Origin of the sequence: Rhizobium sp. NZLR1b (genome assembly GCF_019685155.1) — a bacterium.
In the GTDB taxonomy this organism is placed as follows: domain Bacteria; phylum Pseudomonadota; class Alphaproteobacteria; order Rhizobiales; family Rhizobiaceae; genus Rhizobium.
The window spans coordinates 1-10,209 of record NZ_JABDWC010000047.1 but is presented as its reverse complement, the minus strand read 5'-3'; the positions used below and the strand labels follow the sequence as shown (position 1 = coordinate 10,209).

The 10,209-nt window shown below is 62.2% G+C and carries 8 protein-coding genes and 1 pseudogene; all 9 read left to right on the top strand.

The genetic code is table 11. The features are described 5' to 3' along the window. Positions 1–107 (top strand): annotated as a pseudogene (locus tag HJB84_RS33185) (IS110 family transposase); the annotation flags it as partial. 256 nt (positions 108–363) lie between these two features. Then, on the top strand, positions 364–1,320 hold the full coding sequence (locus tag HJB84_RS33180) for a glycine--tRNA ligase subunit alpha (protein WP_207583146.1): 957 nt from the start codon (positions 364–366) through the stop codon (positions 1,318–1,320). Further along, a complete protein-coding gene (locus HJB84_RS33175; RefSeq protein ID WP_221117953.1) occupies positions 1,317–1,868 on the top strand; it encodes an AAA family ATPase in 552 nt (183 codons plus the stop codon). Before HJB84_RS33180 ends, HJB84_RS33175 begins: the two co-directional genes overlap by 4 nt. A 61-nt stretch (positions 1,869–1,929) precedes the next feature. Next, positions 1,930–2,481: a LemA family protein gene (locus HJB84_RS33170; protein ID WP_207583148.1), complete on the top strand. Its 552-nt coding sequence runs from the start codon at positions 1,930–1,932 to the stop codon at positions 2,479–2,481. 90 nt (positions 2,482–2,571) lie between these two features. After that, complete coding sequence (locus tag HJB84_RS33165) at positions 2,572–3,834, top strand: 3-phosphoshikimate 1-carboxyvinyltransferase (RefSeq protein ID WP_221117952.1); 1,263 nt, start codon at positions 2,572–2,574, stop codon at positions 3,832–3,834. 38 nt (positions 3,835–3,872) lie between these two features. Next, positions 3,873–5,807 carry a DUF2207 domain-containing protein gene (locus tag HJB84_RS33160; RefSeq protein WP_221117951.1) on the top strand — a complete coding sequence of 645 codons (1,935 nt, stop codon included), beginning with the start codon at positions 3,873–3,875 and terminating at the stop codon, positions 5,805–5,807. A gap of 65 nt (positions 5,808–5,872) precedes the next feature. Next, positions 5,873–7,156, top strand: coding sequence for a phosphoribosylamine--glycine ligase (gene purD / locus HJB84_RS33155; RefSeq protein ID WP_207583151.1), 1,284 nt, complete (start codon positions 5,873–5,875; stop codon positions 7,154–7,156). Positions 7,157–7,249: 93 nt separating this feature from the next. After that, complete coding sequence (locus tag HJB84_RS33150) at positions 7,250–7,711, top strand: plant virulence effector HPE1-like domain-containing protein (protein WP_207583152.1); 462 nt, start codon at positions 7,250–7,252, stop codon at positions 7,709–7,711. 416 nt (positions 7,712–8,127) lie between these two features. Beyond that, positions 8,128–9,951 carry a methyl-accepting chemotaxis protein gene (locus HJB84_RS33145; RefSeq protein ID WP_221117950.1) on the top strand — a complete coding sequence of 608 codons (1,824 nt, stop codon included), beginning with the start codon at positions 8,128–8,130 and terminating at the stop codon, positions 9,949–9,951. Positions 9,952–10,209 lie beyond the last annotated feature (258 nt).

Genomic DNA, 10,209 nt, shown 5'->3' with positions numbered 1-10,209 from the left:
AGGGCAAACCGAAAATGGTCATCCGCATCGCGCTCGCCCGAAAACTCCTGGTCATTCTCAATGCAAAAGCACGAGATGCGCGAAGAGAATTCGAACATGCAACTTGACAGCCCAGATAGTCGCTCATCCGGCTGCCGCCACCTTTTCCCCGCAAACGGGGCGAAGGGGATATGCCGCAACGTCTCCGTCCCTCGCTGGCTTCTCGCAGGGCAGGTCCCCTCGCCCCGTTTACGGGGAGAGTGTTAGGGTGAGGGGCAGAGGCTCTCTCCACACAGCGTTCGCCACCCGCGCAAAACTCTTGACCCCTGCCGCCCTCCATGGCACCTGTCACGCCGATAATCCCTAAGCAATCGGTGCCGTTTCATGTCAGCTATGCCAGACCATATGAACCCGAAGCGCTCCTTCCAGGCGCTGATCCTGACCCTGCATAACTATTGGGCGGACAAGGGTTGCGCGGTGCTGCAGCCCTACGACATGGAAGTCGGCGCCGGCACCTTCCACCCCGCCACAACGCTGCGCGCCCTCGGCCCCAAGCCGTGGAAGGCCGCCTACGTCCAGCCGTCGCGGCGCCCATCCGATGGCCGCTACGGCGAAAACCCGAACCGGCTGCAGCATTATTACCAGTATCAGGTCATCCTGAAGCCGAACCCTGCGAATCTGCAGGAGCTTTATCTCGGATCGCTTTCGGCGATTGGTCTCGATCCGCTGCTGCACGATATCCGCTTCGTCGAGGACGACTGGGAAAGCCCGACGCTCGGCGCCTGGGGGCTCGGCTGGGAATGCTGGTGCGACGGCATGGAAGTGTCGCAGTTCACCTATTTCCAGCAGGTCTGCGGCATCGAATGCTCGCCGGTCGCTGGCGAACTGACCTATGGCCTCGAACGCCTCGCCATGTATGTCCAGGGTGTCGACAATGTCTACGACCTGAACTTCAACGGCCGCGAAGGTGATGAGAAGATCAGCTATGGCGATGTCTTCCTGCAGGCCGAGCAGGAATACTCTCGCCACAATTTCGAATTCGCCAATACCGAGATGCTGCATCGCCACTTCGTCGATGCCGAGAAGGAATGCCGGGCGCTGCTCGATGCCGGCGCGCCTGCCGACAACGCCAACCAGCGCCTGCACAAATGCGTCTTCCCGGCCTATGACCAGTGCATCAAGGCCAGCCACGTCTTCAACCTGCTCGACGCCCGCGGCGTCATCTCCGTCACCGAGCGCCAGAGCTATATCCTGCGCGTGCGCACCCTCGCCAAGGCCTGCGGCGAAGCCTTCCTGCTGACCGACGCTGGCGGCATCAACCTGTCGAAAGAGGCGGCGTGACGCAAAAGCCTGCCAGCCGTATCGTCCATATCAACGGCTGGCCAGGCACTGGGAAGCTGACTGTCGGCCGTTTGCTGGCTGAAAGGCTCGGCGCGCGGCTCATCGACAATCACACGCTGCTCAATCCGGCCGAGGCTCTGTTCTCCCGCAGCGATCCGTTGCACGCATCGCTGCGCGGGCAGATCCGCCAGGCGTTTTTCGACCATGCCGTGCGCGCCGACCCGGCCGAAAGCTTCGTCTTCACCGATGCGCTCTCGGATGACGCAGATGATAGTGCGGTCTTCTCCTGGTATCGCGATCTGGCTGCCGCAAGAGGCGTTAATCTTGTGGCGATCCTGATCGATTGTGCGCCGGAAGAGAATGCCAGGCGCCTTGCCTCTCCCGGTCGGTCCGAGGCGCTCAAGCTGACGGATACGGCAACGCTGCAACGGTTGCGGGCAAACTATAAACTGCTGCGCGGACTGGCTGAACGCACCGTCGAAATCGACACGACAGGCCTTTCGCCGGAGCACACGATGGCCCGAATCCTCGAAGATATCGGCGTTTGACGGCAACCGGGAAACCTGCGTAGTCTCCGCCCGGACATTACTTCGCTGCGGGGGATTCGCGATGTATATTGCACTTGGCGTCATCGTTCTGGTCGTGCTCTACGTCGTCTTTATCTACAACGGCCTGGTTCGCTCCCGGCAGATGGCGGAGGAAGCCTGGTCGGGCATCGACGTGCAGCTGAAGCGCCGTGCCGATCTGATCCCGAACCTGATCGAGACGGTCAAGGGTTATGCCGCCCATGAAAAGACCACGCTCGAAGAGGTGGTTTCGCTTCGCAACAAGGCGCAGGCCGTGCCATCAGGCGATGTTGCCGGCAGGGCGCAGGCGGAAGGCCTGCTTGGCCAAGCGCTCGGGCGGGTCATCGCGCTCGCCGAAGCCTATCCCGATCTCAAGGCCAACCAGAATTTTGCCGAGCTGCAGGCCTCGCTGGAAACCATGGAAGGCGAGCTGCAGATGGCGCGGCGGTATTACAACGGTGCCGCCCGCGACCTGAACGTCAAGGTCGAAAGCTTCCCCTCCAATCTCGTCGCCGGCCAATTCGGTTTTGCCAAGCGGGAATATTTCGAAATCACCAACGAGACCGACCGCGCCGTTCCCAGCGTGAAATTCTGACGATCCGGCATTTTGCCTTTGCGAAAAAGCGATTAAGAGCAGGGGCAGACTGCGGCCGATAAGGCTCGCCCCATGGACGGAAGACTCAGCATGACACGCACAGCCAAACTCACGATCATCCCGCCGGGCAAGCCGCTTTCGGGCCGCGCCATGCCGCCGGGCTCGAAGTCGATCACCAATCGCGCGCTGCTGCTCGCCGGCCTCGCCAAGGGCACGAGCCGGCTGACCGGTGCGCTGAAGAGCGACGATACGCGCTATATGGCCGATGCGCTGCGCGCCATGGGTGTTGTGATCGACGAGCCCGATGATACCAGCTTCCTCGTTACCGGCAGCGGCAGGCTGCTGCCGCCGAAAGCGCCGCTCTTCCTCGGCAATGCCGGCACGGCGACGCGCTTCCTGACGGCCGCGGCCGCCCTGGTCGACGGCACGGTGATCGTCGATGGCGACGAACATATGCGCAAGCGCCCGATCGGCCCGCTGGTCGAGGCGATGCGCACCCTCGGCATCGATGCGAGCGCCGAAACCGGCTGCCCGCCGGTCACCGTCAAAGGCACCGGCCGCTTCCAGGCCGACCGCATCCGCATCGATGGCGGTCTGTCCAGCCAGTATGTCTCGGCGCTGCTGATGATGGCGGCCGGCGGCGACCGGCCGGTCGATATCGAACTGGTCGGCGAGGATATCGGCGCGCTCGGTTATATCGATCTGACCACGGCGGCGATGAAAGCCTTCGGCGCCAAGGTCGAAAAGACCAGCGCCGTCACCTGGCGCGTCGAGCCGACCGGCTACCGCGCCGCCGACTTCATCGTCGAGCCCGATGCCTCGGCTGCCACCTACCTCTGGGCCGCCGAGGTCCTGACCGGCGGCGCGATCGATCTCGGCGTTCCCTCCGACGCCTTTTCGCAGCCGGATGCGCGCGCCTACGACATGATCGCCCGTTTTCCGCAGCTGCCGGCGGAGATCGACGGCTCGCAGATGCAGGATGCCGTCCCGACGCTTGCGGTGCTTGCCGCCTTCAACGAGACGCCGGTTCGCTTCGTCGGCATCGCCAACCTGCGCGTCAAGGAATGCGATCGTATCCGGGCGCTCTCGACCGGCCTCAACGGTATCGTTCCGGGGCTTGCCCGCGAAGAGGGCGACGATCTGATCGTAAAGTCCGATCCCGCACTTGCAGGACAGCGTCTTCCGGCCGAGATCGACAGCTTTGCCGATCACCGTATCGCCATGAGTTTCGCGCTCGCCGGGCTGAAGATCGACGGCATCACCATTCTCGATCCCGATTGCGTCGGCAAGACCTTCCCCGCCTATTGGCGGACGCTCGCCGCCCTCGGCGTGACATATCAGGACAAAGATTGAGGTAACGTGCAGCCGAGGCTGCCGGCGGGGAGACAGGGATGGGGCGTCGGTTTTTCGGGTTTTGTTTTGCACTGCTGTTGATGTTCGCTGCTCCGGCGGCCTTTGCCGCCGAGGTCATCGACAGTTTCGCCTCCGACATCGTACTCGAAAAGAGCGGCGCGATGACGGTGACGGAAACGATCACCGTCGATGCCGAGGGTAACCAGATCAATCACGGCATCTTTCGTGATTTCCCGCTCTACTTCACCGATGCCGCAGAGCGTCGCCGCAGCGTCGATTTCAATATGGTCTCGGTGCAGCGCGACGGCGCGGATGAGCCCTGGCATACCGAATCGATTTCGGGCGGCATCCGCATCTATGCCGGTTCTGCCGACGTGAGGGTGACGCCGGGTCGTCATCGTTATGTCTTCACCTACCGGACCAACCGCCAGATCCGCTATTTCGACGATCATGCCGAACTCTACTGGAACGTCACCGGCAATGGCTGGATCTTCCCGATCCGCTCGGCCACGGCGACGGTGACGCTGCCGCCGGGTGTTACCGCCACCGACACGGTCTTCTTTACCGGCCCTCAGGGCGGGACGGGAAAGAACGCCAGCGTCGACGAGACCGGCGCCGGCCTGGTCTTTGCAACGACCGCGCCGCTTGACGCCAATGAGGGCCTGACTTTCGCGATCCGCATGCCGAAAGGGTCGATCGATCCGCCGAGCGCGGATATGGAAAGCACATGGTGGCTGAAGGACAACCGTAATTATTTCATCGGCTTCGGCGGTCTGATCCTGGTTTTCGCCTATTACACCTGGTCCTGGCTGAAAGTCGGCCGCGATCCCGCCCGCGGCGTCGTCGTGCCGCGCTGGGACGCACCTGATGGCATCTCGCCGGCGCTGGTCAACTACATCGACAATAAGGGCTTCTCCGGCGAGGGCTGGACCGCGCTGTCGGCCACGGCGCTCAATCTTGCCGTCCGCGGTTACGTCAAGCTCGAAGACCTGAAGAATTCAATCGTCATCCAAGGTACCGGTAAAGCGCTCGGCAAGGAGAAATTCCAGGCCGGCGAAATCGAATTGCTGAAGGTTGCCGGCGGTGCGGGTTCGACACTGGCGATCGACAAGGCCAATGGCGAGCGGGTCAAATCCGTCGGCCAGGCCTTCCGTTCGGCGATCGAGAAGGAGCACCGCGGCAAATATTACAATTCCAACCTCGGTTATACCGCAGGCGGCATCGCGCTCAGCGCCGCCGCCCTGGTGGCGCTGTTCGTCTTTGGCTCGCTGGAACCGGAGACGATCGCGCTGATGCTGATCCCGACCGCCATCGCGGTTTTTGTTGCCGTGTTCGCTGCCGCCCTCGTCAGGTCGCTGCATCGCGGCACGTCGCTGTTCGGCAAGATCATCGCCATCATCGCCACCGCGGTCGGCGTTTTCGTCGGCATCAGCATTCTTGCGGTCGTCGTTATGGCGCTTGCCTCGTCGCTGGTGGAACTGCATGAAACGCCGATGCTCTTTGCCGTCGGCGGCATCGTGCTTTTGAACATCCTCTATTTCTTCATCATGAGCGCGCCGACCCCGCTCGGCGCCAAGATGATGGATGGCATAGACGGCTTGCGCCAATATTTGACGCTGGCCGAGAAAGACCGGATGAACACGGCGGGCGCCCCGCAAATGTCGCCGCGGCATTTCGAGACGCTGCTGCCTTATGCCGTGGCGCTTGGGGTCGAAAAACCCTGGTCGCGCACCTTCGAGACCTGGCTTGCAGCCGCCGCGGCCGGTGCGGCTGCCGCCTATGCGCCCGCCTGGTATTCCGGCAATTTCAACAGCGGCAGCTTTTCCGAGCGCATCGGCGGCTTTTCCTCGTCGATGGCCTCGACCATCGCCTCGACGATCCCTGCGCCGCCGCCCTCGAGTTCGTCCTCCGGTTTTTCCGGCGGCGGTTCGTCCGGCGGGGGTGGCGGAGGCGGTGGGGGCGGCGGCTGGTAAGCTTTCCCGCTTGACCTTTCGGCCCTTGGCCCTTAACCGCCAGAGGCAAAAGGAAAGGGTGGCGCATGAAGGTTCTGTTGATCGGATCGGGCGGACGCGAGCATGCGCTCGCCTGGAAGCTGGCGCAATCGCCGTTGATGACGGAATTCTACGCCGCACCCGGCAATCCCGGCATAGGCGAACACGCCATCCTCGTGCCCTTGAATATCGAGGATCATGAAGCAGTCGCCGCTTTCTGCCGAGAGAAGGCGATCGATTTCGTCGTCGTCGGCCCGGAAGCGCCGCTGGTCGCCGGCCTTGCCGACCGGCTGCGCGCCGACGGTCTGACGGTCTTCGGCCCCTCCGCCGCCGCCGCCCAACTCGAGGGCTCGAAGGGCTTCACCAAGGATATCTGCGCCCGCTACGGCATTCCGACGGGCGCCTACCAGCGCTTCAACAATGGGCCGAAGGCCAAAGCCTATATCCGCGCTGAAGGCGTGCCGATCGTCGTCAAGGCTGACGGCCTTGCCGCCGGCAAGGGCGTGACGGTTGCGATGACTCTGGATGAAGCCTTGGCGGCCGTCGACGACTGCTTCGAGGGCGCCTTTGGCGAAGCCGGCGCCGAAGTCGTCGTCGAAGCCTATCTCGATGGCGAGGAGGCAAGCTTCTTCTGCCTCTGCGACGGGAAGAACGCGCTGCCGCTCGCAACCGCCCAGGATCACAAGCGGGTGGGCGAGGGCGATACCGGCGTCAATACCGGCGGCATGGGCGCCTATTCGCCGGCGCCTGTCATGACTGCCGAAATGGTCGAGCGCACCATGAAGGAGATCATCGAGCCCACGATCCGCGGCATGGCTGAGAGCGGTCATCCCTTCTCCGGCGTGTTTTTCGCCGGGCTGATGATCACCAGGAAGGGGCCGGAACTCATCGAATACAATGTCCGCTTCGGCGATCCCGAATGCCAGGTGATGATGATGCGGTTGAAGAGCGATCTGCTGCCGCTGCTGCTTGCCACCGCCAACGGCACGCTCGATCAGCTGAAGGCGGAATGGAATGACGATCCGGCGCTGACAGTGGTCATGGCCTCCAAAGGCTATCCCGGCGCCTACGCGAAGAATACGCCCATCCTCTCCGTGCCCGAGGCAGGCGAGGGCGAGAAGGTGTTTCATGCCGGCACGGGTCTCAAGGACGGCGCGCTGGTTGCGACCGGCGGCCGCGTGCTGAACGTCACCGCCTCGGGCGGCACGGTGGCCGACGCCAAGGACCGCGCCTACGCGCTGCTCGACCGGGTGAGGTGGGAAAACGGCTTTTGCCGGCGCGACATCGGCTGGCGGGCGATCGAGCGCGAAACGGGCTCGGACAAAGTATAAACCGCGGCGTTCTTTAAATTTTTACCCTTTCCCCTGACGGGATGGAAACAAAGCTGCGCTATACCGCTCTCACAGTGAGACGGAGGTGCGTTGATGCGTCAGATTTTCCTCGGTGCGGCAATCCTGCTGATGGCAGGTTCGGCGATGGCGTCCTCGATCGAGGTGATCGGCAAGACCGCGCCGCACGCTGACGGCAGCATCGTCACCGAAACCTGTGTCAATTGCCCGCCGCTGCAGGCCGAACTCGTCAAGAAGGACTATAAGGTGCCGGAACTTAAGCCCGGCGTCCTCCAGGCCAGTGAAGTCCGCGATGTCGGCGGCGAAAAGAAGATCTATCGCACCGAAGGCTGGATGGGCGGCTCACCCGTAGTCTTCGTCAGCAAGGCGACCCCGGAAGCGATCATTGCGGCCATGCCGCCGACCCCGCCTGCCGATGGCATCGATATGAGCGCGACGACCGCAGCCGTCATCGGAAGCGACACCAAGCCCGTTGCCGCCGGCATGGCGGAACAACCGGCGACGCTTAACGTTTCCGAATTCAAGATGCGTTTTTAAAGCAACTTCGGTTTTAACGTCCGGAATTGCGTAAAGACGAAAGTTCCCTGCCCCTGCCTGATCAAGGTTTCGATCGCTTGGGGTTCCACTTCGGTGGACCGGATGCATCCTCGAAGAGAAGCGAGGGTGCATTCCTGTTTTGGAACATATGCGGAAAAATGGGCGCGGATTTCGGCCCTTGCAGACCGCCGGATGAACGTCCGGCGGTTCTGCTTTGTCGGTGCCCCCAGATTTTTAGGGAATTCGCGTCGTAAACAGTAAAATTAAAGCTTTCTTATCGGATAAGCCTCAATTGTTACTCACCGGTCGCAGCATGTTGTTTTTAGCAGCGGTAGACGCGTCGTCTTCTTGGGCGCGCTCGCACAAGCGGTAGAAGACCGCACCGGAATGCCCCACCATTCCCGTTGCGAGGATTCATGAAAAATCTCAAAATATCGAAGCAGCTCATATTGCTGGTCATCGGCCTGATGATCGCCTTCGCGATCGCCACGTCCCTGCAGATCCGCTCCTCGGTCGATGCGATCTACAAGGAGCGCTATGACATGCTCCGTTCCGAAGTTCAGTCGGCGGTCTCTGTTCTCAAGCTTTACCAGGCCAAGGTCACCGCGGGCGAAATGACGCTTGAGGACGCCCAGAAGCAGGCCTACGCCACCGTCAATGCAATGAAATACGATCCCGATGGCTATTTCTTCGGCTATAGCTACGACATCCAGATGATGTTCCACTTCGATGCCTCGAAAGTCGGGCAGATCAACAAGGGCCAGCCGGACAGCAAGGGCAAGCTCTATCGCGAAGAGCTGGTCAGGCTCGGGCAGCAGGGTGGCGGTCTCGTCGAATATTATTCCACAGCCAAACCGGGTCAGCCGGCTGGCGATTTTCGTAAGACGGCCTATGCACTGGCCTTCGACCCTTGGAAGGTCGTCGTCGTCACCGGCGTCTACATGGAAGATCTCGATGCCCAGATCAACAGCACGATCCTGACCGCTTTGTCCGGCAGCATCATACTGTTCTTCCTTGCTATTTTGGCCGCTTATGTCGTCATCCGCGGCATTTCGAGCCCTCTCAACAGCGTCCATGCCGCCCTGAAGGCGGTGGCCGAAGAGGACGTTTCCATCGCCATTCCGCATACCGGCATGAACAACGAAGTCGGGATGATGGCCAAGGCGACGCAGTCGCTGCAAGAAAAGATCAGGGAACGCCATGCGATGTCGGATCGCGAGGCGGCCCAGCAGCTGGCGCTGGAAAACGAGCGCGAGAACAACCTGCGCCAGCAACAGGACGAAGCGACGCTCCAGGCCCGGGTGGTGACGACGATCGGCCAGGCGCTGGAGATGATTGCGCGTGGCGATCTCACCGTCCGCTGCGCCGATCTCGGCCAGAAATATGCCGCCCTTCGCGACAACTTCAACGATGCATTGTCGCATCTCGAAGCCGCCATGGCCAAGGTCAGCGCCAAGGGTACCGATATCGGCACCAGCAAGGAAGAGATCCGCCGCGCCTCCAACGAATTGTCGCAGCGCACCGAGCGCCAGGCGGCAAGCCTCGAGGAAACCTCGGCGGCCCTCGACGAACTCACCGTCGCCGTCCGCCAGACGGCCGACGGCGCCCATGAGGCGAGCAAACGTGTCCATTCGGTCAGCACCGAAGCCACCCACAGCGATGCGATCGTCACCCAGGCGATCGAAGCGATGAGCGGCATCGAGAAGTCGTCCTCGGAGATCACCAAGATCATCGGCGTCATCGACGAGATCGCCTTCCAGACCAACCTTTTGGCGCTGAATGCCGGCGTCGAGGCGGCCCGCGCCGGCGAATCCGGCAAGGGTTTTGCGGTCGTCGCCCAGGAAGTCCGCGAACTTGCCCAGCGTTCCGCCGCTGCGGCCAAGGAGATCAAGGACCAGATTGCTCGTTCTTCCAGCCAGGTCGACCATGGCGTCCGACTGGTCGGCGAGGCTGGCGAGGCGCTGAAGCGCATCTCCGACCAGATCAAGGCTGCCAACGAGATCGTCGCCAAGATCGCCCACAGCGCCTCCGAACAGGACACAACGCTGCGCTCGATCTCGTCGTCGATGAACCAGCTCGACGCCGCCACCCAGCAGAACGCCGCCATGGCCGAGGAGACCACGGCCTCGGCGGAAACGCTGGCCACCGACACCGACGAGCTGATCGATCTCATCCGCGGCTTCCGCGTCAGTGGCGAAAACATTGCTCCGGCCATGCATCAGGGTCGCCGCGCCGCTTAAACGGCGCGGGGACAATCGGCGTTTCATCACCAAATTCTTAGCGGCCGTCGGTTCTCCGGCGGCCGTGCCGTTTTGGACGCCTATCAGCATGAATGAAATTGCTCGGCGAGAGCAGCCCCTCATCCGCCCGGCACCTTTGTAACTTCCCTTTACCCGCTATTGGCGTAGTACTGCCTGTTGCGGTGGCGGATGGAAGACCGTTGCACCTTTGGGACACCAAGCCCGTGGGAGAGCCTGGGTCTCCGTCCGCCGTTCCAT

Coding starts and splice junctions, on each gene's coding strand:
- purD (WP_207583151.1), top strand. CDS start 5,873: ATGAAGGTTCTGTTGATCGGATCGGGCGGACGCGAGCATGCGCTCGCC.
- HJB84_RS33150 (WP_207583152.1), top strand. CDS start 7,250: ATGCGTCAGATTTTCCTCGGTGCGGCAATCCTGCTGATGGCAGGTTCG.
- HJB84_RS33145 (WP_221117950.1), top strand. CDS start 8,128: ATGAAAAATCTCAAAATATCGAAGCAGCTCATATTGCTGGTCATCGGC.
- HJB84_RS33160 (WP_221117951.1), top strand. CDS start 3,873: ATGGGGCGTCGGTTTTTCGGGTTTTGTTTTGCACTGCTGTTGATGTTC.
- HJB84_RS33170 (WP_207583148.1), top strand. CDS start 1,930: ATGTATATTGCACTTGGCGTCATCGTTCTGGTCGTGCTCTACGTCGTC.
- HJB84_RS33165 (WP_221117952.1), top strand. CDS start 2,572: ATGACACGCACAGCCAAACTCACGATCATCCCGCCGGGCAAGCCGCTT.
- HJB84_RS33180 (WP_207583146.1), top strand. CDS start 364: ATGTCAGCTATGCCAGACCATATGAACCCGAAGCGCTCCTTCCAGGCG.